Genomic DNA, 24,418 nt, shown 5'->3' with positions numbered 1-24,418 from the left:
CTGTCCGGGGTGCCCTCGACGAGGGCGGCCTCATGGAGCGGCGTGCGGCTCCACGGTGAGCAGGTCCTCGCAGGCCTCGATCAGGCGGGCGCGCAGCGGGGCGGCGCGGTCGGCGAAGTCGCGCTGCCTGCGCACGTACTCGGCGCGGCCCTCGGGCGTCTCCACGGCGATCGGCTCGTAGCCGAGCTCGCTGAGGTCGTACGGGCTGGCGCGCATGTCCGCCTCCCGGATCTCCACCGCGAGTTCGAAGCAGTCGGCGACGAGTTCGGCGGGCACCAGCGGGTCCAGCTTGTAGGCCCACTTGAACATGTCCATGTTGTTGTGCAGGCAGCCGGGCTGCTCCAGCGCGACCTGCTCGGCGCGGGTCGGTTGCAGCGCGTTGAGCGGCCGGGCCGGTTCGGTGAAGAAGCGGAACGCGTCGTGGTGACTGCACTTGATCGGCATCGACTCGACGACCTCATCGGTGCCCGCGTGCCCGAGCCGCAGCGGCCACGCCTCGTGGCGGACGTCGCCGGGGGAGGTGCGGTAGAGCATCGCCCACTCGTGCAAGCCGAAGCACCCGAGGTGCGGGCGCCGGGAGCGCACGGCGGTGAGCAGTCCGTGCACGAAGCGCGCCGTGTCGCGGCGCTTCGCGGTGAGCACGGCGGGATCGAGCGCGACCCCGTCGGGGGTGGCGCGGTAGCCACGGCGTTCGAGGAACTCTTCGCCGCCCTCCAACGCGACCCCGAGGCCGGGTTGCCAGCGTTCCAGCAGCGACGGCTTGTGGGAGTAGTAGGTGAACAGGAAGTCCATCACCGGGTGCTTGTGCCCGGCGCGCTGCCTGCGCCGGTGCGGTCCGGTCCAGCGTTCGACCCGCTCCTGGTGCGCGGCTCGGCGGGCCCGCCATTCCTGTTCGCCCAGCACTCGCATAGTGCCGCCAGGATAGGCGGCGGCGGGTGCGGGCGTTCCGGCGGTCCCGGGCCCGTCCGCGTCGGTGCCGGGCTTGCCGAGTCCGTCAGCCCGCCGGGGCGTCGGCGGCTCGCAGCGTCTCCAGCAGGGCCCGCAGCCGGTCCGGGATCGGGGCTTTGGTGCCTTCGGGGCTGCGGCAGGCGAAGGTCATCCGGCCGTAGGTGACGAGCTCGCCGCCCCTGGTGAACTCGAAACCGAGCGTGTACGAGGTGGCGCCGATCCGCTCGCGCACCGCCGCGCAGGCCAGTTCGTCGAACACGTGCACCGGCGCCAGGTAGGTCGCCTCGGAGCGCACGCCCACGGTGCCGGCGCCGAGTTCGGTTGCGAGCTCGGCGGAACGCAGCCCGTGGCCGTGCAGCCAGCTGCTGTAGGTGCGTTCCATCCACGGGTAGTAGATCGCGAAGTACGCGATGCCGAGGGCGTCGCAGTCCCCGTAGGACAGCCGGAACCGCTGCACGTCGTCGACCACCGTTCACCCTCCTACGTGGACCGTCGCGGTGCCGGAGAGCACCGGATCGCCGCCGAGCACGTCGAGTCCGACCTCGCAGCGGACCAGCAGCTCGCCGTCCTGTTCGGACACGTCGAGCACGGTGCCGTGCGCGCGCAGCCGATCCCCGGCGTGCACCGCGCCGAGGTGGCGCAGCCGCAGCTCCCGGACCCGGTGCGCGCCGCCCGCCCAGCGGCCGAGCAGCGAAACCACGTACGCCTGGTTCAGGGGCCCCTGGTTGATCACCCGGTCGCCGAGGCCGAGCGCGCGCACCGCCGCGACGTCGAAGTGGATCGGGTTCGCGTCCCGCATCAGCGCCGACATCGTCTTCATCTTCTCGGCGCTGACCGGGCCGACCCGGTAGTCCGGCAGCGCGTCTCCGGGGCGCACGGAGGTCATCGCCGCTCCCTCGGAAAGAGGATCGAGCTGGTGCAGGACGCGGCGAGCTCGCCGGAGGTCTCGTGCAGGTCGAGCCGGTAGCCGACCAGGTCGAACACCCCGGTCCGCGCACCGCGCTTGCGCCGCGCGGACTCGATGCGCCCGCGCACCGCGTAGGTGCCGCCGACCCGCAGCGGGCGGTGCAGCACGGTGTGGATCTCCCCGGCCATCGGGCCGTCGGACTCCCGCGCGCCGAACCACGACCAGAGCCGCTCCCAGGACACGCCCATCGCGGAGGTCGCGGCGAGGAACACGAACACGGGACTGCCCGCCTCGTCGGCCGGGTCGGCCAGCGCGCACTCGTTGACCAGCCGGACCCACCACCGCTCGAAGGTGAACTCCCCGCCGGGGAATTCGGTGCCGACGAGCTCGTCGAGCTTGGCCTCGTCGGGTACGGCAGGTGTCATATCGACCGCTCCTGATCAGCCCAGTAGGGAGCGCGGAGCTCGCGCTTGATCACTTTGCCGGTCGGCGCCTTGGGCAGGCTCGCGACGAAATCGACCGACTTCGGCTTCTGGTACGAGGGCAGGTGCCGCTTGGCGGTGGTGATGATGTCCGCCTCGGTGGCCGCGGCGTCAGGCTTGAGCACGACGACGGCTTTGACGTTCTCGCCCCACTCGTCGTCGGGCACGCCGATCACGGCGCATTCGAGCACGGCGGGGTGGGCGGCGACGGCCTCCTCGACCTGCACGCTGTAGATGTTCTCGCCGCCGGAGACGATCATGTCCTTGGCGCGGTCGACGATGTAGACGTAGCGCTGCTCGTCCCAGGTCGCGATGTCGCCGGTCCACATCCATCCGTCGCGGACGGTGCGCGCGGTCAGCTCCGGGCGGTTCCAGTACCGCGCCATGTTCGCCTCGGAGCGCACGACGATCTGCCCGGGGCTGCGCCCGTCGAGCGGGACCTCGCGCCCGCCCGGGTCGACCACGCGCAGGCGCGCGCCGAACCCTTCCCGTCCGCAGGAACGCAGCCGGTGCGGGTGCCGTCCGGCGACCGCGGCGACGTGGTCCTCCTGGGACAGGAACGCCATGCCCGGCCCCTCGGTCTGCCCGTAGCCCTGGATCAGCGAGCAGGGGAAGGCGTCCAGCGCGGCGCGCACGATCGACGAGGGCATCGGGCCGCCGCCGTACTGGATGTTGCGCAGGCTCGACAGGTCGTGCGCGGCGAATCCGGGCACCGCCATCATCCAGTTCAGCATCGTGGTGATGCCCAGGAACGCCGACACCCGCTCCTGCTCGATGATCCGCAACGCCTGCTCGGCCTCGAAGTTCACCAGCACCAGCGGGCATCCGTGCCGGAGGTAGTTCATCGCGAGCACGATCGGGATGTGGAACATCTGCCCGGTCATCAGGTAGACGTCGCCGGGCACGATCCGTTCGGCCACGGTCTGGTTCACCCCGCCCGCCTCCGCGCTGCGGTGCGTGTGCAGGGCGCCCTTGGCGCGGCCCGTGGTGCCCCCGGTGTAGAGGATGAAGAAGGGGTCGTCGCCGCCGACGTGCTCGCTGCCGTCGGGTTCGGCGTCGCTAGACGCGGCGAGCAGCTGCTCGTAGTCCGCGCCGAACTCCAGCCAGCGCGCCACGTCGCAGACCTGCTGCAGCCGCCGCACCCGCGCCGCCCACTCGGCGTCGGCCACCACGACCCGAGGCGAACCGTCGTGCACGAGCCGGACGAGCTCGTCGCCGGTGAGCCGCCAGTTCAGCGGTTGCAGCACCAGGCCGGCCCGCCCGCAGGCGAAGTACAGCTCGACGTACTCCAGCCGGTTGCGGGCCAGCACCGCCACCCGGTCACCGGGGCGCGCACCGAGCCCGAGCAGCCCGTTCGCCAGCCTGCGCACGCGCTCGTCGAGCTGCGACCAGCTCACCCGCCGCTCGTGCGGCACGTCGTGGACGGCCAGCGCGCGCGGTGTCAGCGCCGCCCACTTGGCGGGGATGAATCCCTGGTTGAGAGTCATGGCGGGCTCGCGGCGGAACTCATGGGGGAGGGGCTCCTCAGTACGGCAGGTCCAGCCGGATCCGCAGCCGGGTGAGCCGCCAGCCCTGCTCGGTGCGGTGCATCTCGGTGAGGTAGTCGCCGGTGGTGACCGCGCGCAGCGCGCCGTCGGCGACCGCGAACAGCGTCAGGTAGCAGCGCGCCCGCGCCCGGTCGCCCTCGTGCTGGAGCACGAGGTTCGTGAGCACGTGCCTGCGCCGGTCCGATTGGGAGCGGGCCGTGGCGCGCATCATCTCGACGATCGCCTCGCGGCCGCGGAACGGACCGGCGGGCTCCTCACCGCCGACTTCCAGCGACAGCTCCGCGTCGGCGGTGAAGCACTCGGCGATCAGCTCCGGGTCGCCCTCGTCGTAGCCGAGCGCGTAGGCGGCCAGCAGGTCCTCGACCTCGGCGCGGACCTCGGCCGTCGACATCGGGACGTCCTCTCCTGGTTCGGTGGTGCCGCGTCGGTGAGCGGCCGCGCTCATTTGACGGCGGCCCCGGCGTCGACGGGGAAGGCCGCGCCGGTCACGAACCGCGCCTCGTCGCTGGCGAGGAAGGCGACCGCGTTGCTGACGTCGGACACCTCGACCCACGGGGTGGACAGCACGTTCATCGACCGCATCGTCACTTCGGCGTTCGCCGCGGTCGCTTCCGCGTCGGCCTGGCTGAGCGTCTCGTACATCGCGGGGTGCCGGATCATCGCCGTGTCCACGTTGGTCGGGTTGACCGTGTTCACCCGGATCCCGTGCGGGCCGAGCTCGTTGGCGAGGGTGCGCATCAGCCCGACGACGCCGTGCTTGGCGGCCGTGTAGTGCCCGACGGTCTGGATGCCCTTGGTCCCGGCGATGGACGCGGTGAACAGCAGGCAACCGCCCTCGCCCTGCTCGATCAGCGCGGGGATGGCGACCTTCGCGGTGTGGAACACCCCGGTCAGGTTGGTGTCGATCATCTCCTGCCACTCCTGGGCGGTGAACTCCCAGGTGCGGCCGAAGCCGACGATGCCCGCGTTGGCCACCACGACGTCGATCCTGCCCAGTTCGGCCACGCCGGCGTCGAACGCGGCCTGCAACCCGTCGAGGTCGCGGACGTCGGCGACGCGGGGGACGACCCGCCTGCCGAGCTCCTCGACTTCGCGCGCGGTCTCGGCCAGGTCGAATTCGGTGGGCATCGGGTACGGCGTCGAGTCGACCTCGGCGCACCGGTCGACGGCGATGATGTCGGCGCCTTCGGCGGCCAGCCGCAGCGCGTGGCCACGTCCCTGGCCGCGGGCCGCTCCGGTGATGAAAGCGACCTTGCCCGCCATCCGATCGGCCATGCGTCCGCCTCTCCCTCGGTGTCGTCCGGAGGTCGGCATCCGATTCACGGGCCGCGCCGGGCCTGGACTTCTTGGGGAGTATGTCGAACTCGATCTTGGTGTCAAGGTGGTTGCCACCTCGGCGGGAAGCGCTCCGGACGGCGCCGGACGGCGGATCGCGGGCCTGTTTCCTGGGCTCATGGGAGAGCGCGCACGGTATTCGCACGATTACCGAAGGTGCCCGCCTCGCTGGAATTCACGCGATCAGCCCAAGTCGTCCGCCACTCGTTCGGCCGTGTCCCCGGACGGCGGCCGCAGACGCGAAAGCGCGGGCCGTCCCCGGGGAACGACCCGCGCTTCGCGGAGGACGGCGAACCGTCAGGCGGTCACGTGCGTGCCGTCCCGCACGGTGCCGACGTACTCCTCGACGAGGTCCTCCAGGGCGACGACGCCCTGCGGTGTCCCGTCCGCGTCGACCGCGGTGGCCAAGTGGCTGCGCGCCCGCCGCAGCGAGGTCAGAGCCTGGTCCAGGCGAGCCGCCACCGGCACCGTCGGGAGCCTGCGCACCCGGCTCGCCGCGACCCGCGTGGACGGCTCCGCGCCCGCCTGGTCCAGCACGTCCTTCACGTGCAGGTAGCCGAGCAGCTCACCGGACTCCGCGCGCACCGGGAAGCGGGAGAACCCGGTGCTCGACACCGCGTGCTCCACATCGCCCAGCGTCGGATCGCCCGGCAGGCTGGTGACCTGGTCCAGCGGCACCAGCACGTCGGCGACGGTGTGCTCCACCGAGGACAACGTCTGCGCGAGCCTGCGGTGCTCGGACTGCTCCAGCAGGCCTTCCCGGCGCGACTCCACCAGCAATTCGGCCAGCTCGGACGAGGTGTAGGCCGTGTCCAGCTCGTCCTTCGGCTCCACCTTGAGCAGCTTGAGCACGCCGTTGGCCATCATGTTGAACAGCGCGATCAACGGCCGCGCCAGCTTCACGAACGCCACCAGCGCCGGCACCAGCCACAGCGCGAGGCGCTCCGGGTCGGCCAGCGCCAGGTTCTTCGGCACCATCTCGCCGACCAGCACGTGCAGCACGACCACGATCGCCAGCGCGATCGTGAAGCCCAGCGCGTGCACGACCGGTGCCGGTACCGAGAACGGCTCGATGAGCAGCTCCAGCCGGTGCGCCACGGCGGGTTCGCCGAGCCGCCCCAGCCCCAGCGAGCACAGGGTGATGCCCAGCTGGGCGCTGGTGAGCATCAGCGAACCCTCCTGGCTCGCCTTGATCACGGTGCGGGCCCGGCTCACGCCCTGGTCCAGCAGCGCCTCCAACCGGTCCCGGCGGGAGGACAGCAGCGAGAACTCAGCGCCCACGAAGAAGGCGTTGAGCAGCAGCAACAGCACTCCGAGCAGGATCGCCACGGTGTCGCTCATCGGGTCCCCCCAGTGGTGCCGGTGGAATCGGCCGCCGTGTCGGCGGCCGGGCGCTGCACCTGGCTCAGCCGCAGCTCGGCGATGCGGTGGCGGTCCATGCTCGCCACCGTGAGCCGCCACCGGCCGACCTCGACCTGATCACCGCGGGACGGGATGCGGCCCAGGCGGGCCATCACCAGTCCGGCGACGGTCTCGTACTCGCCGTCGGGCATCTCGAACCCGGTGGCCTCCTCGATCTCGTCGGCGCGCAGCAGGCCGGACACGATCCAGGTGTCCTTGGCCAGCTGGCGCACCGCCGCGGTCTCGCGCCGGTCGTGCTCGTCGCGCACGTCGCCGATGATCTCCTCGACCACGTCCTCCAGGCTCACGATGCCCGCGGTGCCGCCGTACTCGTCGACGACCAGCGCGAGCTGCAGGCCGGAGCCGCGCAACCTGTTGAGCAGCGAGTCCCCGTCGAGCGTTTCCGGCACGGTCGGCACCGGGCGGGCCAGCGAACCGACCGGGGTGGTGTCGCGCTGATCGCCGGGAACGCCGAAGGCCTGCTTGACGTGCACCACGCCCTGGACGTTGTCCAGGTCGCCGTCGTGCACGGGGAACCGGGAGAAACCGGTCCGCCGCGCCACCACCAGCAGGTCCTGGATCGACGCGTCCGAGGGCAGCGACTCCACCTTCACGCGCGGGGTCATCAGCTCGTCGGCGGAGCGGTCGCCGAAGCGCAGCGACCGGTCCATCAGCGCCGCGGTGGACTCGTCGAGCGTTCCGTGCTCGGCGCTGGAGCGCACGATCGACCCGAGCTCGTCGGGGGACCGCGCCGAGCGCAGCTCCTCCTGCGGTTCGATGCCGAAGCGGCGCACCACCCAGTTCGCGCTGTTGTTCATGCCGTCGATGAGCCAGCGGAACACCTGCGAGAAGCGCGAGTGGTACCCGGAGACGGCCCGCGCGGTCAGCAGCGGCCGGGAGATGGCGAGGTTCTTCGGCACCATCTCGCCGAACACCATCGACAGCGTGGTGGCCAGCAGGATCGCCACCACCAGCGAGATCGGCCCGGCCACCGCGTTGGGCAGGCCCACGGTCAGGAACACCGGGCGCAGCAGCTCACCGATCAGCGGCTCGGCCACGTACCCGGTGATCAGCGTTGTCAGGGTGATGGCGACCTGGGCGCCGGAGAGCTGGAACGACAGCGTGCGGTGCGCCCGTTGGACGGCCTTCGCGCGCCGGTCGCCGACGTTGCTGACGTGCGAGTCGACGGTGCTGCGTTCCAGGGAGGTCAGGGAGAATTCCGCGGCCACGGCGAGCGCGGTGCCCAAGGTGAGCACCACGACGAACAGAAGTCCGAGGACGGAGAGCACGATGGCCATCAGCGATCACCTCGCTGCGGGCCGGAGACAGTGAGCGGAAAGCCGGGACTGCTCGGTCCCGGCTCGGTACTACCTTCAGTGGACTGTGCCGTGGGCACCGAACGTGTCACTCCTCGGAAAAAAACGGAAATATGCGACCCGAGTATATCCCGAATGGAGCACCAGGACCGCACACCGTGATGCCCGCGACGCAGGGCACCACCGGTTCGGGCACCGCGCTGCGGGCATCGCGGTAGCCGCTCGGAGCGGCGTTGAGCAGTGGTTTCGGGGTTCTCGTGGAGCGTTCGGCGGCGGCCGGGTGCGGAGTGCCGAACGCGCCCTGGCGGAGATCGACACGACGCGCGTGGTGCGCTTGCCGCCCTGGTCGACGACGGGGGAGCGGCTCCCGCGTCCGCTCGATGATCATGTGAGGGGGCTCCCCCGAGTTTTCACCGTATTTCCGGGTTGTGGTTCACACCATTGGCCGAGGGCGTAACCTCTGCGCAGTTCCGCAGGCGGCCACCAGCCGCATCCAGCACCAGAGAGGTCGTGATCGTGAGTACCCCCACGGTTGCGGACGCGCCGCAGCAGGGCTTTTTCGGGCACCCGCGGGCATTGTCCACGCTGTTCTTCACCGAGATGTGGGAGCGCTTCTCCTACTACGGGATGCGCGGGATCCTCGCGCTCTACCTGTACACCGCGATCCAGGACGGCGGCCTCGGGCTGCCGGAGACGACCGCCACCTCGCTGGTCTCCGCCTACGGCGCCTCGGTCTACCTGACCGGTGTCGCCGGCGGCTGGCTCGCCGACCGCCTGCTCGGTGCCCGCAGCGCCGTGTTCTGGGGCGGCGTGCTGATCATGTTCGGGCACATCGCGATGGCGGTGCCCGGCGGGCTCACCACCACCGGGATCGGCCTGATCCTGATCATCGCCGGTACGGGTCTGCTCAAGCCGAACGTGTCCAAGATGGTCGGTGACCTCTACACCGAGCAGGACAAGCGCCGCGACTCCGGCTTCTCGATCTTCTACATGGGCATCAACCTCGGCGGCTTCGCCGGGCCGTTGATCGCCGGGCTGCTGCAGTCCGAGATCGGCTTCCACTGGGGCTTCGGCGCCGCGGCCGTCGGCATGGCGTTGGGACTAGTGCAGTACGTGGTGGGCAGGGGCAACCTCTCCAGCATCAGCCAGGTGCCCGCCAACCCGCTGCCCGCCGAGCACAAGGGCGGCGTGCTGGGGCGCGCCGGTGGCATCGCGGCGGTGTTCGTGGTGGGTCTCGTGGCGCTGGTGGGCACCGGGACGATCGGGCTCGACGGCCTGGTCAACCTGGTGACGATCATCTCGGCCGTGCTGCCGATCATCTACTTCGCGGTGATGCTCAGGAGCAAGCAGATCACCAAGGTCGAACGGGAGCGGCTGATCGCCTACATCCCGCTGTTCCTCGCGACGGCGCTGTTCTTCCTGCTCTTCGAGCAGCAGGCGTCCACGCTGGTGATCGTCACCGACATGCAGACCACCAACGAGGTGTTCGGCTGGGAGTTCCCGGTGAGCTGGTTCCAGTCGATCAACTCGCTGACGATCATCATCCTGGCTCCGGTGTTCGCCGCGCTGTGGCTCAAGCTCGCCGACCGCCAGCCGAGCACGCCGATCAAGTTCGTCGGCGGCCTGGTGTTCGTCGGCCTCGGCTTCCTGTGGGTGGTCCTGTCCGGCTTCGTCACCAACGCCGAGGGCAAGCAGCTCGCGCTGGTCGTGGCCATGGTCTTCGTCATCATGACCATCGGTGAGCTGATGCTCTCGCCGGTGGGCCTGTCGGTGACCACGAAGCTCGCCCCGGCGGTGTTCTCCTCGCAGACGATGGGCCTGTACTTCCTGGCACCCGCGATGGGGCAGGGGATCGGGGCGCAGGTGGTCAAGCTCTACGACCCGGCGAACCAGACCCTGTACTTCGGCGTGATCGGGCTGGCCACCATCGGCTGCGGCGGTCTGCTGGCGCTGGCCGCGCCGAAGATCAAGAAGCTGATGCACGGCGTGCCGTGATCTGAGCAGGGCGACGAGCGGCGGGCGGCCCCGGAATCCGGGGCCCCGCCCGCCGCTTCACGTCCGGGCCGCGTCGGTGTCGCGGCCGAGCGGCGAAGCGCCCTGGTCCGGGACGCCGATCTCGGTCGCGGCGTCGTCGAGCAGGGAACGCAGCCGGTCCAGCACGGCCAGCGTCCGGTGCAGCGAGGTCGGGTCCTGCGGCAACGACTCGGCGATGTCGCGCAGGTCGTCGGCCCAGCCGCGCGCCGACTCCCGCGCGGCGCCGAAGCTCTGCTCGGCCTCGCCGGTCATCGCGTTCGCCATCTCGGCCAGCGCCCACAGCAGCTCGGCCAGCCGGGTCCTGGTGTCGTCGTCGACCATCTCCACCGCGGGCGGCAGGACCTGGGCGAGGTTGCGGGCCGCGTACGCGCAGCCGGTGAACACCGTCAACGACCGGTCCAGCGAGCTGCGCCGCGACGGCAGCCGGTAGGCGACGAGCGGACGCGCGCTGGAGAGCGCCTGGTGCAGAGCGTCGTCCACCTCGCGCACGCCTTCGCGCAGTCCGTCGTCGGGGGTGCCCGCGCTGACCGAGGTGCCCGTCGAGCGCAGCACGTCGCGCAGCCGGAGCAGGAACTCCTCGGTGTTGTCCCGCAGCAGCCGCCGGGTGCCGGTGGGCAGCACCAGCGTCGCGGCGAGCACTCCGGCGACGGCGCCGATCGCCGTCTCGGCCAGCCGCACGCCGAGCACGGTGACGTCGAACGTGCCGAGCACGCCGTAGAGGGCGCCCAGCATCGTGGTGATGAAGAACGTCATCCCGGCGTAGGAGACCCCGGCCAGGTAGAACGCCATGAACACGCAGCCGAGGATCATCGCCAGCTCGGCCGCGGAGTTCCCGGTGATGCGCGAGGCGACCAGCACCCCGGCCACCACGCCGAGCATGGTGCCCGCGGTCCGCTGCCAGGCCCGCACGACCAGTTCGCCGCGGCTGTTGGCGCTGATGAACACGACGAACGCCGTGATCACCGCCCAGTACCAGCGGTTCGGCGAGACGAGCTGGCCGAGCACGATCGCGACCGCCGCGGCGCAGGTGACCTGCACGGCGGCGCGCACCTCGGGGCGCCGCAGCCCGGTCTCCTGCTCGGTGCGGTCGTCGGTGCCGCGTTCACCGGAGTCCGCGTCGTGGTCCTCGTCCTCGTCGCCGGAGCCGGAGTCTCCGGAGCCGGTATCGCGGGGACGGGGTGCGACCCGGCCGAGGTCCGCGCTCGCGGCGGTGAACTCGGCGAGCGCGGCACCCAGCCTGCGGATCGCCATCGCCAGCTCCACCGAGCCGTCCCGCCCCGGCCGGGGGCGCTCGTCGGCCGCGGAGTCGTCGACGGGCCGGACGCCGTCGCGTTCGATGCGGTCGGCGAGACCGCGGGCCGCGGCCCGGACCTCCGACGCGTCGCTGCGCACCACGGCGAGCAACCCCGCCACGGCCTGCGCCACCGCGGCGCCACCGCTGGGGTGGTCGACCACCCGGATCAGCGGGTTGAGCAGGTTCTCCGCGGTCAGCTCCACGCTCAGGATCCGGCGCCGCAGCAGCTCCCGTTCGGCCTCGTCGAGCCCTTCCAGCTCGGAGACCGCGTTCTCCAACATCCGGGCGGTCTCGTTGAGCCGCGTCGAGCGGTGCTGTAGCCGCTTGCGGTACCGCGTGCCCTCGGGGTTCTGGGCGACGTTGCGCACGTCGTGCAGCAGCCCTTGGACCTGGGCGCGCAAGGTGCGCCGGCCGCGGTCGAGGATGCCGCGCGGGTCGTCGCGCAGCAGCACGAACCGCAGCACGAACGCGCTGAGTGCGCCGCACACGGCGGCCAGCAGCAGATCGGGCAGCTGGGGCGGCTGCGGGCGCAGGAACATCGCGAAGAAGTACCCCATGAACGCGACCATGCCGCAGGCGAAGTAGCGGGGCCCGAACCGCCGGATGTAGGTCGCGACGAACACCACCGGCAGGAACAGCCCCACGTGCAGCACCGGCATGCTCGCGGTCGAGACGGCCAGCACGAGCGAGACGGCCGCGGGCAGCGGCATCAGCAGCGTCGTGCGGCGCCGCTCGCGCTCGGTCTCGTCGTTGACCGCCGTGGTCGAGTTGACCGCGACCACTGCCGCGATCATCCCGTTGGTCAGCGGGCGGTCCCACAGCGCCAGGAGCCCGAGCGTCACCACGAGCGACAGGGCCGTCGCCGCCGTCACGCGCGTGGCGTTGCGCAGGCGGCGGAGCGCAGGATCGGAGGCGAGGAAGCGGTTCCACCACTCGCTGACCATCGCGCGCGCCCGCTCCTCTCCCGGCGGTCCGGTCGGCCGCCGCCGCGACCTTACGCCCGCGCGGGTGGTGGCGACCCGCTCAACCGCGCCGCGCGGACGGCGACGTCGATCACCGGCCGCGGTGGCGGCGGACGCTCTCCTCGACGACGTCGAGCACCGGCCCGAGATCGTCGGCGGGCAGCCCCATCGCCAGGTGCGAGACGAGTCCTTCGAGGACGAGCTCCAGATAGGCCGTGAGCACGTCGACGTCCACGTCGTCGCGCAGGTTGCCGCCTTCGCGCTGCCACTGCAGCCGGGCCTTCGTGGCGGCCGTGAGCTGTTCGGAGCGCTGCGCCCAGCGCGCCCGGAACTCGGAGTCCGTGCGCAGCCGCCGGGACACCTCCAGCCGGGTGCCCAGCCATTCGGTCTCCGATTCGGACCCGCCCCCGGGCGTGCGATCGGAGAGCAGGTCGCGCATCACCTGCACCAGGCCTTGTTCGGCCACCACGTCGGCCATTCGAGCGGCATCGTCCTCGGCCAAGGCGAGGAACAACGATTCCTTGTCCTTGAAGTGGTGGAATATCGCGCCGCGGGACAATCCGGTGGCTTCTTCCAGCCTGCGAACCGTGGCGCCTTCGTATCCGTGGCGCGCGAAGCAGGTCCGGGCACCGTCGAGGATCTGACGGCGCCTGGCCTGGAGGTGATCCGGACTGACCCTGGGCATTGGATGATCGTCCCAGGTCGGCGGCGCCCAATGCAATCCGTACGTACGTATTGTTGGCAACCGTCCACCTGTTGGGGAATCATCTCGCACAGGCACTGGACTTTTCCGCACACCTGCGCGCCGATCCCGCCAATTCGAGTGATGTTCGTCCGATTCGTGTCATTCCTGCTGTTCCTTCGCGAATCGTGCCGGGCGCTCGACCGGACGGGCGCGACCAACGTCGGTCCTCGGTAGCGTCGGTTCCCCACCCAGGTGGTGATCAGCATGACCGTGTCGATCGATTCCGCGACCGCGGCGCGCCCGCCCGCCGAGGTCCCCAGCTCCCGCATCCGCACTCGCGCCGAGGCCGAGACCTACGTGGCCTCGGTCTGCTTCAAGCACGGGCCCCCGAGGCTGCTCGGCGTCGAACTCGAATGGACCGTCCACCACGCCGATGATCCGCGCAGACCGCTCGATGCCGAGACGCTGATCCGCGCGCTCGGCCCGCACGCCCCGCACTCCCTGGTCCCGGACAGCCCGCAGCGCCCGCTGCCGCACGGCTCCGCGCTCACCGTCGAACCCGGCGGCCAGGTCGAGGTCTCCAGTCTTCCGTCGCCCTCGATGCGCTCCCTGCTCGACACGGTCGCCGCCGACGCCGAGCACGTCCGGCGCAGGCTCGCCGATGCCGAACTGCTGCTGGGGGAGCACGGCACGGACCCGTGGCGCACTCCGCACCGCCTGCTGCACGTGCCGCGCTACGCGGCGATGGAATGCGCGTTCGACCGCATCGGCATCGGCGGGCGCCTCATGATGTGCAGCACCGCCGGGGTGCAGGTGTGCCTCGACGCGGGTGAACCGCACCGGGTCGCGCCGCGCTGGGCCGCGCTGCACGCGCTGGGGCCGGTGCTGATCGCCGCGTTCGCGAACTCGCCGGAGCTGTTCGGCGAGCCCACCGGATGGGCGTCGGCGCGCACCCGGTCGCTGCTGCGCACCGACATCCCGCGGATGCGCCCCGGCCCGGCGACGGCCGATCCGGCGGCGGACTGGGCGCGGCGGGTGCTCGACACCGCGCTGCTGTGCCTGCGCCGCGACGGCGCCGACTGGGGCGCGCCGGGCGGGGTGACCTTCGCCGAGTGGATCGGCGGGGCGTTGCCGGCGCCGCCGACGTTCGACGACCTCGACTACCACCTGACCACGATGTTCCCGCCGGTGCGACCGCGCGGTTACCTGGAGGTGCGGTACCTCGACGCGCAGTTCGGCGACGGGTGGATGCTGCCCGCCGCGGCGCTGATCGCGCTGTTCCACGACGAGTCCACCGTGGACGAGGTGCTGGAGCTGGCCGCCCCGGTGACCGGCAGGTGGGTCGACGCGGCACGCCGCGGGCTGGCCGACCCGGTGCTGGCGCGGACCGCGACCGCGGTCGTGGAGCTCGCCTGTCGATGTCTCGACGACCTGGGCGAAGCACCGGAACTGGTGGGCCCGCTGGCCGATGCGGTGGCCCGGCGGCTCGCCGACGCCCGCTGATCGACGCGTGCAGTCCCGCGCGTCGGGGCAGGGGCGACGACTCCCCGAGCGCGCTCGTTTCCCGCGAACTTGGAGGTGACCCGGTGAGCACCAGGTCGAAAGCACACACCGATCCCGAGACGGACACCGCGCCGGAGGTCAGCCGCGGCGACCTCGCCGAACTCGGCGTCGAACGGCTGCGCTCGCGCGTGGCCGGCGAACTGATCCGCACCCGCGAACGCAGCGCCGCGCTCACCGAGAGCGTCGACGACGACGACCTCACGCGCCAGCACTCGCCGCTGATGTCGCCGCTGGTGTGGGACCTCGCGCACATCGGCAGCCAGGAGGAGCTCTGGCTGGTGCGCGACGTCGGCGGTGCCGAGGCGATCCGCCCCGACATCGACGACCTCTACGACGCCTTCCAGCACCCGCGCCGCGACCGGCCGCAGTTGCCGCTGCTCGGGCCGGCCGAAGCCCGCTCCTACGTGGGCACCGTGCGGCAGAAGGTGTTGGACCTGCTCGACCGCGCCCCGCTGGAGGGCAGGCGGCTGGTGGAGCAGGCGTTCGCGTTCGGCATGATCGTGCAGCACGAGCAGCAGCACGACGAGACGATGCTGGCCACCCACCAGCTGCGCGACGGACCGCCGGTGCTGACGGCCGAGCCGCCGCCCGCCGCCTCCGGAGACCTCGCGGCGGAAGTCCTCGTGCCCGGCGGCCCGTTCACGATGGGCACCTCCACCGAGCCGTGGGCGCTGGACAACGAGCGCCCCGCTCACCAGGTGCACGTCGCGGACTTCCTCATCGACACCACGCCCGTCACCAACGGCGCCTACCGGCGCTTCGTCGACGGCGGCGGCTACGACTCGCCCCAGTGGTGGAGCGACGCGGGCTGGGCCTACCGGCAGCACGCGGGACTCGGCGCACCCCGGTTCTGGCGGCGCGACGGCGCTAGCTGGCTGCGGCGGCGTTTCGGGCACGTCGAACCGCTGCCCGACGACGAACCCGTGCTGCACGTCAGCTTCCACGAGGCCGAGGCGTACGCGCGGTGGGCGGGCAAGCGGCTGCCCACCGAGCAGGAGTGGGAGAAGGCCGCCCGCCACGACCCGAGCACCGGCCGGTCGCTGCGCTACCCGTGGGGCGACGAGGATCCGGGGCCGGAGCACGCGAACCTCGGCCAGCGGCACCTGCAGCCCGCACCGGCCGGGGCGTACCCGCGCGGCGCCGCCCCGTGCGGAGCGCGGCAGCTCATCGGGGACGTGTGGGAGTGGACGTCCTCGGACTTCCTGCCGTACCCGGGGTTCGGCGCGTTCCCGTACCGGGAGTACTCGGAGGTGTTCTTCGGCCCCGAGCACAAGGTGCTGCGCGGCGGTTCGTTCGGCACCGACGCAGCGGCCTGCCGGGGCAGCTTCCGCAACTGGGACCTGCCGATCCGGCGGCAGATCTTCGCCGGGTTCCGCTGCGCGCGCACACCGCGTCCGGGCGAGCTCGGCTGACCCGGCATGTGCAGGCACCTGGGCTATCTCGGGCCGCCGGTCCCGCTGGCGGAGCTGTTGCTGGACCCGGCGCATTCGCTGCTGGAGCAGACCTGGTCGCCGCGGGACATGCGCGGCGGCGGGACCGTCAACGTCGACGGGTTCGGCGTCGGCTGGTACGAGGACGACGGCGAACCCGCCCGCTACCGCGCCGCGGTTCCGATGTGGACGGACACCGCCTTCGCCGGGCTCGCCCGCAGGCAGCGCGCGGGCGCGGTGCTGGCGGCGGTGCGCTCGGCGACGGTCGGCATGCCGGTGATCGAGACGGCCTGCGCCCCCTTCGCCGACGGGCGCTGGTCGTTCAGCCACAACGGGGTCGTGGCGGGCTGGCCCGAGTCGTTGGCGAAGGCGGCCGGTGACCTCGACGTGGTCGACCTGATGACCTTGGAGGCCCCGACGGATTCCGCGGTGCTGTGGGCGCTGCTGCGCCATCGGCTGCGGCGCGGCGCGGACCCGGCCGAGGCGGTGCGCGAGGTGCTGGGGCAGGTGGTGCGGACCAGGCCGGAGTCCCGGATGAACCTGCTGCTCACCGACGGCACCACGCTCATCGCCACCACGTGGGGCCACGCGCTGTCCGTGCGGCGCGGCGAGGGCTCGGTGACGGTGTCGTCCGAACCGTTCGGCGACGACGAGCAGTGGACGGCGGTGCCCGACCGCAGCCTCGTCGTCGCCGACTCCCGCGACGTGCGTGTTCAGCCAGTGGACGAGGGGGAACTACCGTGAGCGAGCCCGAACTGATCGTGCACTTCACCGAGGCCGACGCGGCGCGCGACCTGCGCGCCGACGCCCGCGCGGGCCTGACCGACCGGCCGAAGTGGCTGACGCCGAAGTGGCTCTACGACGCGGCGGGCAGCGAACTGTTCGAGCGGATCACCGCACTGCCGGAGTACTACCAGACCCGCGCCGAGCACAACATCCTCACCCGGCACGCCGTGGAGATCGCCGAGATCACCGGTGCCGGGACGCTGGTCGAACTCGGATCGGGTTCGTCGGAGAAGACCCGGTTGCTGCTGGACGCGTTGCGCAAGACCTCGACGTTGCGGGAGTTCGTGCCGCTGGACGTCTCGGAGTCGGCGTTGCGCCAGGCCGTCACCGCGATCGCCGTGGACTACCCGGAGTTGCGGGTCCGCGGCATCGTCGGCGACTTCACCACCGAGCTCGCCGCCGTGCCCGCCGGTCAGGGCCGGTTGGTGGCGTTCCTCGGCGGCACCATCGGCAACTTCCTGCCCGCCGAGCGCGCCCGGTTCCTCGCGGCGGTGCGGTCCTCGCTGCGGCCGGGGGAGTGGCTGCTGCTGGGTACCGACCTGGTGAAGGACCCGCGGCGGCTGGTGCAGGCCTACGACGATGCGCAGGGCGTGACCGCCGAGTTCGACCGCAACGTGCTGCGGGTGCTCAACCGGGAACTGGACGCGGAGTTCGACGCGGACGCCTTCGAGCACGTGGCGCGGTGGAACGCGGAGCAGGAGTGGATCGAGATGCGGCTGCGCGCGAGCCGCGCGATGCGGGTCCCGGTCGCGGGGCTCGGGCTCACCGTCGAACTGGAGCGGGGGGAGGAGATCCGCACCGAGATCTCGGCGAAGTTCCGCCGCGAGCGCGTCGCCGGGGAACTGGCCGACGCCGGTTTCGAGCTCAGCCGCTGGTGGCTGGACGAAGGCGGCGACTTCGCGCTGTCACTGGCCACGGCGATCTGAGCTCGTCCCGCGCTCGGGACCGGGCCGCTTCGCCGCCGCCACGAGCGCGCGCCCACCGGAACGGGCGACCGGAGCCGGGCGTGAGCGGCCTGGACCACCGCGCTCGGGACCAGGTGTGACAGGGTTGCGGGCGTGAATCCGATGATCAAGGTGGCGCAGCACCTGGGCAGGCAGCAGTGGTTCGCGTCGGTGGGCAAGAAGCTGGTGCCCGCCGACCTGGCGGTGCAGCGGCGCACCGGCGGCCGGGTGAGCCTGGCGCGGCTCGGCGGGTTGACGTCGCTGGTGCTGACCAGCACCGGGCGCAAGAGCGGCCGGCCGCGCTCGGTGCCGCTGATGTACGTCCCGCACGGCGCGGAGCACATCGTGATCGGCTCGAACTGGGGTCAGTCCACGCACCCCGGCTGGTCGGCGAACCTGCTCGCGCACCCCGAGGCCGAGGTGGACCTCGTGTCCCGGCGGGTGCCGGTGCGGGCGCGGCTGGTCACCGGTGCAGAGCGGGACCGGCTGTGGCGCGAGGTGATCATCCCGACCTGGCCCGCCTACGACGACTACGCCCGCCGCGCGGGAGGCCGCGAACTGCGCGTCTTCGTGCTGACCCCGCGCTGACGGGCGCTCACTTGAGCTCGCCGACGAGGATCGACCAGCCGATGGAACCGCGTTCGCGGGTCAGGTAGTCGTTGCGGAAGCGGCGCGAATCGGCGAGCACCGTGTGCCGGTCCGGGTGGTCGGGGTTGCGCTTGACCCAGCTGTGGACGTTCTTCCAATGCCCGGATTCGTAGCGGTCCCAGTCGTCGACCGACGCGGACACGACGCCCGTCACCTCGACGCCGAACTCCTCGGCGATGTGCACGAGCTCGATCAGCGACGGCAGGTCCTCGGTGGAGGAGCCGTCGACGGAGTGCACGTCACCGATCGCGATGCGGCCCCGTTCGACGAGCGTGGCGACCATCCATTCGAGGGCGGCCCGGTACCCGCCGAGCGCGAAGCTCGCGCCCAGGCACGTCGCGACCGTGTACGTGCCGGGTTCGAAGTCCAGTGCCGGGCCCGCCACGTGGCGCACCCGGTCGGTCAACCCGGCGCCGTCCGCACGTTTGCGGGCCGCGGCCACGAACTCGTCGTTGATCTCCAGTCCGACCACTTCCGCGCCCATCGCGGCCAGTTCGGCCGCCCACCAGCCGCGCCCGGATCCGACGTCGAGCACCTGATCACCGGCACCGATCTCCAAGTGCTCGGCGACCTCGCGGAGTTTCGCCGGGCTGCTCGGATTCTGGATGTCGTGGGTGGATTCGACGATGGAGAAGTAGTCGATGTCGCTCATCGGCGGCCAGGGTAGCGGACCTCCCGGAGGGGGCTCGGAGCGAATCGGCGACCACCGGGCCCGAGAACCGCCGGGATGGATCTTTAGCGCGTTCCGCGGACTGGAGAAGAGTCGCGGCGAGCGCGTTTCCGACCGGGAGGAGAGCCGATGCCCCGCGTGCGCCGATCCCGTTGCGCCGCACGGCGCCCGAACCTGGCCGATCCCCCGGACCGGCACGTGCGGGGCGAGTGCCCGGCGGGCGGTGACCACGTCCTGATCCCGGAGCAGGGCGGCGGCCTGGTGTGCGTCAAGTGCAACCAGACCCGCAGACCGGGCGGTGCGGTCACGCCCGTCCCGGCGCGGGCAGCCCGACCAGGCAGCGCAGGCACGGCATGCCCGCGGGGCCGTGCGAGACCTCCGCGGACTCGGCGGGGATGAGCTCACCGCACGCCGTGAGCCACTGCGCGACCTCCTCCGGGGGCTGCGCGGTCTGCGCGAGGTGCGCCTGCCTGCGCGACTCGGCGACGACACCGGGTGCGTAGCGCACCGCCACGATGCGCTCGGCGGGCGCCGGTAGCCGATCGTCGGGGGGCGCGTTCTCCGATGCGTCGGGCAAGCCGGTTCACCTCCGGGAGTGGGACGCGCCCGCCCGCACAACGTGACGCGTGGTAGGCGAAACCGCTACCTGACCAGGGTAACGATCGCGAGAGGAGGCCGGAAGTCTCCGGCCGAACGGCGCATTTTCGGTGCGCACAGTGATGATTCGGCAAAATCTCCGTCGGTCGGGCGGGGAATTCGGCGGAATGGAGCATCAGCGGAGATCCGGCGTTGAGCGCTCGGTGCACGGCTGAACGGAGCAGCTCCCGATAGCCTGACCGGCGGCCATCGACATCCAGGGGGTAACTCGTTGAGCCGAGAACGACGTGAGTTCGCCGCGCCGGATGTGCCGTACCGCTCCCGCGCCGCCACGGGCGCCAAAGTCGCCGTCGCCCTGCTCTCCGCCACCGTGCTCGCGGTGGCCGGCTACGGCTGGGCGAACTACGGCGACCTGCAGTGGGCGCTGAGCACCAGCGCCGCCACCGACGGAGCCACCGCCGACGGGGCCACCGACATCTTGCTGGTGGGGCTGGACAGCCGCACCGACGCGCAGGGGCGCCCGCTGCCGGAGGACGTGCTGCGGAAGCTGAAGGCCGGGCAGAACCCGGCGAGCCTCACCGACACGCTGATCCTGGTGCACGTCCCGGAGAACGGGCGGCGGGCCACCGCGTTCTCCATCCCCCGCGACACGTTCACCACCATCCCGGGGCACGGGCAGCACAAGATCAATTCGGCGTACGGCCGGGGCAAGGCGGCGGCAGCGGCGCACCTCGACGGGCTCGACGCGCAGGAGCGGGAGCGCCGGTCCGCCGACGCCGGGCGGTCCTTGGTGACCGAAACGGTGCAGCGGCTCACCGGCACGCAGATCGACCACTACGCCGAGGTGAACCTGCTCGGGTTCGCCCGCCTCACCGACGCGGTCGGCGGGGTCCCGGTGTGCTTGAAGCGCCCGGTGCACGACTCGTACTCCGGTGCCGAGTTCGCCGCCGGGCACCAGCGGATCTCCGGTGCCGACGCGCTGGCGTTCGTGCGGCAGCGCCACGGCCTCCCGCGCGGGGACTTGGACCGGATGGTGCGCCAGCAGGCGTTCCTCGCCGGTCTGGTGGACACCGCGACCTCCGGCGGCGTGCTGTCCCAGCCCGCCAGGCTGAGCGAGCTGGTCGACTCGGCGCGGCAGTCCATCGTGCTGGACCGGAACTGGGACGTGCTGACCTTCGCGCAGCGGATGCAGGGCATCGCCGGGGGCGACGTCGAATTCGCGACCATCCCCATCCGGGACGCGAACTACGACACGCCCGACGGTGAGGCGGTCCGTGTCGACCCGGCCGAGGTGAGCCGCATCGTGCAGGGCGCCGCGGACGGCAGGCCGGTGCCGCGGCAGGCGGGTGAGACCGGCGGGCAGAGCACCGGCTCGGACCCGGCCACCGGTGACGGCGAGGCGGAGTCCACCGGCACTGCGTCCTCCCCGCGCAGCACCCGCGACGACGAGTCCACGGGGTCCTCCTCCAGCGCCGAGGAAACGACCGGATCGACCCGCAGCTCCCGCTCCAGCGAGTCCGCGACGACGACCCGGTCCAGCACCACCCGGTCCGGCACGAGCGAGTCGTCGACGACGTGGACCTCGGAGTCCTCGACCTCGCGCTCCACCTCGCGCACCACGACCTCGGAGCCCCCGGTCGAGCAGCCCATCGCTCCGGACCCCATCACCGCCGACGGCGTCAACTGCATCAACTGACCGGCTGCCTGGGGGTGGAAAGGCGGCGGCCCCGGCACGCTTGTGACGTGCCGGGGCCGCCGATCAGCTACCTGCCGGATCGGCAGGTGATCAGGAGCGGATCATCTTGCGCAGCACGTACTGCAGGATGCCGCCGTTGCGGTAGTAGTCCGCCTCACCGGGGGTGTCGATGCGGACCTTCGCGTCGAACTCCACGGTCGACCCGTCGGCCTTGGTGGCCACGACCTGCACCGACTGCGGGGTCTCACCGTCGTTGAGCTTGGTGATGCCCGAGAAGTCGAAGGTCTCCGTGCCGTCCAGGCCCAGCGACTTCGCCGAGGAGCCCTCCGGGAACTGCAGCGGGATGACGCCCATGCCGATCAGGTTCGAGCGGTGGATGCGCTCGAAGGACTCGGCGATGACCGCCCGCACGCCCAGCAGGCTGGTGCCCTTCGCGGCCCAGTCGCGCGACGACCCGGAGCCGTACTCCTTGCCGCCCAGCACCACCAGCGGCGTGCCCTGCGCGGCGTAGTTCTGCGCGGCGTCGTAGATGAACGCCTGCGGAGCGCCGTCCTGGGTGAAGTCGCGGGTGTAGCCGCCCTGCACGTCGTCGAGCAGCAGGTTGCGCAGCCGGATGTTGGCGAAGGTCCCGCGGATCATGACCTCGTGGTTGCCGCGGCGCGACCCGTAGGAGTTGAAGTCCTTGCGGTCGATGCCGTGCTCGCTGAGGTACTTGCCCGCGGGCGAGTCCGGCTTGATCGCACCGGCCGGGGAGATGTGGTCGGTGGTGACCGAGTCGCCCAGCAGCGCCAGCACGCGGGCACCGGAGATGTCGGTGACCGGGCTCGGCTCCATGCCCATGCCGTCGAAGTACGGGGGCTTGCGCACGTAGGTGGACTCGGTGTCCCAGTCGAAGGTCTCACCCTCCGGCGTGGGCAGCGCCCGCCAGCGCTCGTCGCCCTTGAAGACGTCGGCGTAGTCCTTGGTGAACATCTCCTGGGTGATCGCCGAGTCGATGGTCTCCTGGACCTCCTGCGGCGAGGGCCACAGGTCGCGCAGGAACACCGGCTTGCCCTCGGGGTCGTGGCCCAGCGGGTCGGTCTCGAAGTCGAAGTCCATCGTGCCCGCGAGCGCGTAGGCGATGACCAGCGGCGGCGAGGCCAGGTAGTTCATCTTGACGTCGGGGTTGATCCGGCCCTCGAAGTTCCGGTTGCCCGACAGCACGGAGGTGACCGACAGGTCGTTCTGCTGCACCGCGGCGGAGATCTCCTCCGGCAGCGGACCGGAGTTGCCGATGCAGGTGGTGCAGCCGTAGCCGACCAGGTGGAAGCCCAGCTTCTCCAGGTACGGCCAGAGACCGGCCTTCTCGTAGTAGTCGGTGACGACCTGCGAACCCGGCGCCATCGAGGTCTTCACCCACGGCTTGCGGGTGAGGCCCTTGTCCACGGCGTTGCGGGCCAGCAGCGCGGCACCCAGCATCACCGACGGGTTCGAGGTGTTGGTGCAGGAGGTGATCGAGGCGATCACCACGGCACCGTGGTCGAGCTCGAACTCGCCCAGCTCGTCCGAGGTCACCTTGATCGGGTTCGTCGGGCGGCCGGAGGCGCCGTCGGCGGCCGAGACCAGCCGCGGCTTGTCGCCCGCGCCGTGGTGGGTCACCGACACCGGGTCGCTGGCCGGGAAGGACTCCTCGCCTGCCTCGTCGAGCGCGGCGTCGTCGGTGTTCTGCACCTGGACGTAGTCGGTGAGCGACTTGCGGAACGACGGCTTGGCGTCGGAGACCTCGATGCGGTCCTGCGGGCGCTTCGGCCCGGCGATGGACGGCACGACCGTGGACAGGTCCAGCTCCAGGAGCTCGGAGTACTCCGGCTCGTGGTCCGGGTCGTGCCAGAGGCCCTGTTCCTTGGCGTAGGACTCGACCAGCGCGACCTGGTCGGCCGGGCGGCCGGTGAGCTTGAGGTAGCGGATCGTCTCGTCGTCGATCGGGAAGATCGCCGCGGTCGAACCGAACTCGGGGCTCATGTTGCCGATGGTGGCGCGGTTGGCCAGCGGGACCGAGGCCACGCCCGAGCCGTAGAACTCCACGAACTTGCCCACCACGCCGTGGCGGCGCAGCATCTCGGTGATCGTGAGGACCACGTCGGTGGCGGTGGCGCCCGCGGGGATCTCACCGGTGAGCTTGAAGCCCACGACGCGCGGGATCAGCATGGAGACGGGCTGGCCCAGCATCGCGGCCTCGGCCTCGATGCCGCCGACGCCCCAGCCCAGCACGCCCAGGCCGTTGACCATGGTGGTGTGCGAGTCGGTGCCGACGCAGGAGTCCGGGTAGGCCTGGCCGTTGCGGGACATCACGGTGCGGGCCAGGTGCTCGATGTTGACCTGGTGCACGATGCCGGTGCCCGGCGGGACGACCTTGAACTCGTCGAAGGCGCCCTGGCCCCAGCGCAGGAACTGGTAGCGCTCCTTGTTGCGGCCGTACTCGAACTCGACGTTGCGCTCGAAGGCGTCCGGCTTGCCGAACACGTCGATGATCACCGAGTGGTCGATGACCAGCTCGGCGGGGGCCAGCGGGTTCACCTTGGAGGTGTCGCCACCGAGGTCGGCGACGGCTTCGCGCATGGTGGCCAGGTCGACCACGCAGGGGACTCCGGTGAAGTCCTGCATGATGACCCGCGCGGGGGTGAACTGGATCTCCGTCGACGGCTCGGCCTTGGCGTCCCAGCTCGCCAGGGCGCGCACGTGGTCGGCCGTGATGTTGGCACCGTCCTCGGTGCGCAACAGGTTTTCCAGCAGGATCTTGAGGCTGTAGGGCAGCCGTGCCGCGCCGTCGACCGCGTTGAGCCGGAACACCTCGTAGGAGGAGTCACCGACCTTCAGCGTGCCGCGGGCACCGAAGCTGTCCTTGCTCGCAGGTGCAGTCACGTTCAACTCCATCTCGCGACGGGCGCAAGTCAATTCGGGAACGACCGCGAGTCTCGCGCACGTCGGCCGAGCGTGCGCGCAGACCTCGGCGGCCTGGTGGCCGTAACAGTACGCTTGTCCTGTAATTCGGCTCAAGGCCGGGTCGGCCCGAATCGACCGCCCGATGTTCCGGTTCGTGCACAACCCCGTTTTTTCCGGCGGAATCCCGCGCGGAACCACGCGGAAGCGTGCGAGAGATCACGTTTCACCCCGGTGCGGTGGGCGAGGTCGAC

The 24,418-nt window shown here is 71.5% G+C and carries 21 protein-coding genes; 7 read left to right on the top strand and 14 right to left on the bottom strand.

The features are described from left to right. Window positions 1-30: 30 nt before the first annotated feature. The 9 genes from BJ969_RS14115 to BJ969_RS14075 form a co-directional block, all read right to left on the bottom strand. Window positions 31-909 carry a 3-methyladenine DNA glycosylase gene (locus tag BJ969_RS14115; protein WP_184479386.1) on the bottom strand — a complete coding sequence of 293 codons (879 nt, stop codon included), beginning with the start codon at window positions 907-909 and terminating at the stop codon, window positions 31-33. An 85-nt stretch (window positions 910-994) separates the two neighbouring features. Next, on the bottom strand, window positions 995-1,417 hold the full coding sequence (locus BJ969_RS14110) for a thioesterase family protein (protein ID WP_221315818.1): 423 nt from the start codon (window positions 1,415-1,417) through the stop codon (window positions 995-997). A gap of 3 nt (window positions 1,418-1,420) precedes the next feature. Next, on the bottom strand, window positions 1,421-1,834 hold the full coding sequence (locus tag BJ969_RS14105) for a MaoC family dehydratase (protein WP_221315817.1): 414 nt from the start codon (window positions 1,832-1,834) through the stop codon (window positions 1,421-1,423). Next, a complete protein-coding gene (locus BJ969_RS14100; protein ID WP_184479385.1) occupies window positions 1,831-2,280 on the bottom strand; it encodes a hypothetical protein in 450 nt (149 codons plus the stop codon). The genes BJ969_RS14105 and BJ969_RS14100 overlap by 4 nt, the downstream gene beginning before the upstream one ends. Further along, window positions 2,277-3,824 (bottom strand): AMP-binding protein, encoded by a 1,548-nt coding sequence (locus BJ969_RS14095; RefSeq protein WP_184479384.1) that lies wholly within the window; start codon window positions 3,822-3,824, stop codon window positions 2,277-2,279. Before BJ969_RS14095 ends, BJ969_RS14100 begins: the two co-directional genes overlap by 4 nt. A gap of 37 nt (window positions 3,825-3,861) precedes the next feature. Continuing rightward, complete coding sequence (locus BJ969_RS14090) at window positions 3,862-4,275, bottom strand: nuclear transport factor 2 family protein (RefSeq protein WP_184479383.1); 414 nt, start codon at window positions 4,273-4,275, stop codon at window positions 3,862-3,864. A gap of 50 nt (window positions 4,276-4,325) precedes the next feature. After that, the gene (locus BJ969_RS14085) at window positions 4,326-5,159 is read right to left on the bottom strand and encodes a mycofactocin-coupled SDR family oxidoreductase (protein ID WP_184479382.1); all 834 of its coding nucleotides are present in this window, start codon (window positions 5,157-5,159) and stop codon (window positions 4,326-4,328) included. Window positions 5,160-5,516: 357 nt separating this feature from the next. After that, window positions 5,517-6,560, bottom strand: a complete 1,044-nt coding sequence (locus tag BJ969_RS14080) for a hemolysin family protein (protein ID WP_184479381.1) — start codon at window positions 6,558-6,560, stop codon at window positions 5,517-5,519. Beyond that, complete coding sequence (locus BJ969_RS14075; RefSeq protein ID WP_184479380.1) at window positions 6,557-7,918, bottom strand: hemolysin family protein; 1,362 nt, start codon at window positions 7,916-7,918, stop codon at window positions 6,557-6,559. The genes BJ969_RS14080 and BJ969_RS14075 overlap by 4 nt, the downstream gene beginning before the upstream one ends. 534 nt (window positions 7,919-8,452) lie before the next feature. On the opposite strand from BJ969_RS14075, the gene BJ969_RS14070 reads away from it, so the two are divergent. Next, window positions 8,453-9,931: a peptide MFS transporter gene (locus BJ969_RS14070; protein WP_343071401.1), complete on the top strand. Its 1,479-nt coding sequence runs from the start codon at window positions 8,453-8,455 to the stop codon at window positions 9,929-9,931. A gap of 57 nt (window positions 9,932-9,988) precedes the next feature. Here the strand turns inward: BJ969_RS14070 and BJ969_RS14065 are convergent, their stop codons facing one another. Together BJ969_RS14065 and BJ969_RS14060 are read right to left on the bottom strand one after the other, a co-directional pair. Beyond that, window positions 9,989-12,208, bottom strand: a complete 2,220-nt coding sequence (locus BJ969_RS14065) for an FUSC family protein (RefSeq protein ID WP_184479378.1) — start codon at window positions 12,206-12,208, stop codon at window positions 9,989-9,991. A gap of 109 nt (window positions 12,209-12,317) precedes the next feature. Continuing rightward, complete coding sequence (locus BJ969_RS14060; protein ID WP_184479377.1) at window positions 12,318-12,911, bottom strand: TetR/AcrR family transcriptional regulator; 594 nt, start codon at window positions 12,909-12,911, stop codon at window positions 12,318-12,320. A 264-nt stretch (window positions 12,912-13,175) separates the two neighbouring features. Here BJ969_RS14060 and egtA point away from each other — a divergent pair, with 264 nt between their 5' ends. The 5 genes from egtA to BJ969_RS14035 all read left to right on the top strand — a co-directional run bounded on the left by egtA (window position 13,176) and on the right by BJ969_RS14035 (window position 18,222). Continuing rightward, entirely contained in the window at window positions 13,176-14,414 is a 1,239-nt protein-coding gene (gene egtA, locus BJ969_RS14055; RefSeq protein WP_184479376.1) for an ergothioneine biosynthesis glutamate--cysteine ligase EgtA, read from the top strand. Window positions 14,415-14,497: 83 nt separating this feature from the next. Further along, window positions 14,498-15,886, top strand: a complete 1,389-nt coding sequence (gene egtB, locus BJ969_RS14050; protein ID WP_184479375.1) for an ergothioneine biosynthesis protein EgtB — start codon at window positions 14,498-14,500, stop codon at window positions 15,884-15,886. A 6-nt stretch (window positions 15,887-15,892) separates the two neighbouring features. Further along, entirely contained in the window at window positions 15,893-16,648 is a 756-nt protein-coding gene (gene egtC, locus BJ969_RS14045) for an ergothioneine biosynthesis protein EgtC (RefSeq protein ID WP_184479374.1), read from the top strand. After that, window positions 16,645-17,616: an L-histidine N(alpha)-methyltransferase gene (gene egtD / locus BJ969_RS14040; protein ID WP_184479373.1), complete on the top strand. Its 972-nt coding sequence runs from the start codon at window positions 16,645-16,647 to the stop codon at window positions 17,614-17,616. The genes egtC and egtD overlap by 4 nt, the downstream gene beginning before the upstream one ends. 141 nt (window positions 17,617-17,757) lie before the next feature. Beyond that, window positions 17,758-18,222 (top strand): nitroreductase family deazaflavin-dependent oxidoreductase, encoded by a 465-nt coding sequence (locus BJ969_RS14035; protein ID WP_221316475.1) that lies wholly within the window; start codon window positions 17,758-17,760, stop codon window positions 18,220-18,222. A gap of 7 nt (window positions 18,223-18,229) precedes the next feature. On the opposite strand, the gene BJ969_RS14030 is transcribed toward BJ969_RS14035, so the two are convergent. Further along, the gene (locus tag BJ969_RS14030; RefSeq protein WP_184479371.1) at window positions 18,230-18,934 is read right to left on the bottom strand and encodes an SAM-dependent methyltransferase; all 705 of its coding nucleotides are present in this window, start codon (window positions 18,932-18,934) and stop codon (window positions 18,230-18,232) included. A gap of 322 nt (window positions 18,935-19,256) precedes the next feature. Then, window positions 19,257-19,529: a hypothetical protein gene (locus BJ969_RS14025; RefSeq protein WP_221315815.1), complete on the bottom strand. Its 273-nt coding sequence runs from the start codon at window positions 19,527-19,529 to the stop codon at window positions 19,257-19,259. Window positions 19,530-19,820: 291 nt separating this feature from the next. Between BJ969_RS14025 and BJ969_RS14020 the strand changes: the two genes are divergently transcribed. Continuing rightward, a complete protein-coding gene (locus BJ969_RS14020) occupies window positions 19,821-21,245 on the top strand; it encodes an LCP family protein (RefSeq protein WP_184479370.1) in 1,425 nt (474 codons plus the stop codon). Window positions 21,246-21,335: 90 nt separating this feature from the next. Here the strand turns inward: BJ969_RS14020 and BJ969_RS14015 are convergent, their stop codons facing one another. Further along, complete coding sequence (locus BJ969_RS14015) at window positions 21,336-24,158, bottom strand: aconitate hydratase (protein WP_184479369.1); 2,823 nt, start codon at window positions 24,156-24,158, stop codon at window positions 21,336-21,338. Window positions 24,159-24,418: the final 260 nt, after the last annotated feature.

The organism is Saccharopolyspora gloriosae (assembly GCF_014203325.1).
Taxonomy (GTDB): Bacteria; Actinomycetota; Actinomycetes; order Mycobacteriales; family Pseudonocardiaceae; genus Saccharopolyspora_C; species Saccharopolyspora_C gloriosae.
The sequence above is the reverse complement of the archived record's forward strand: the minus strand, read 5'-3'. Positions and strand labels throughout refer to the sequence as shown.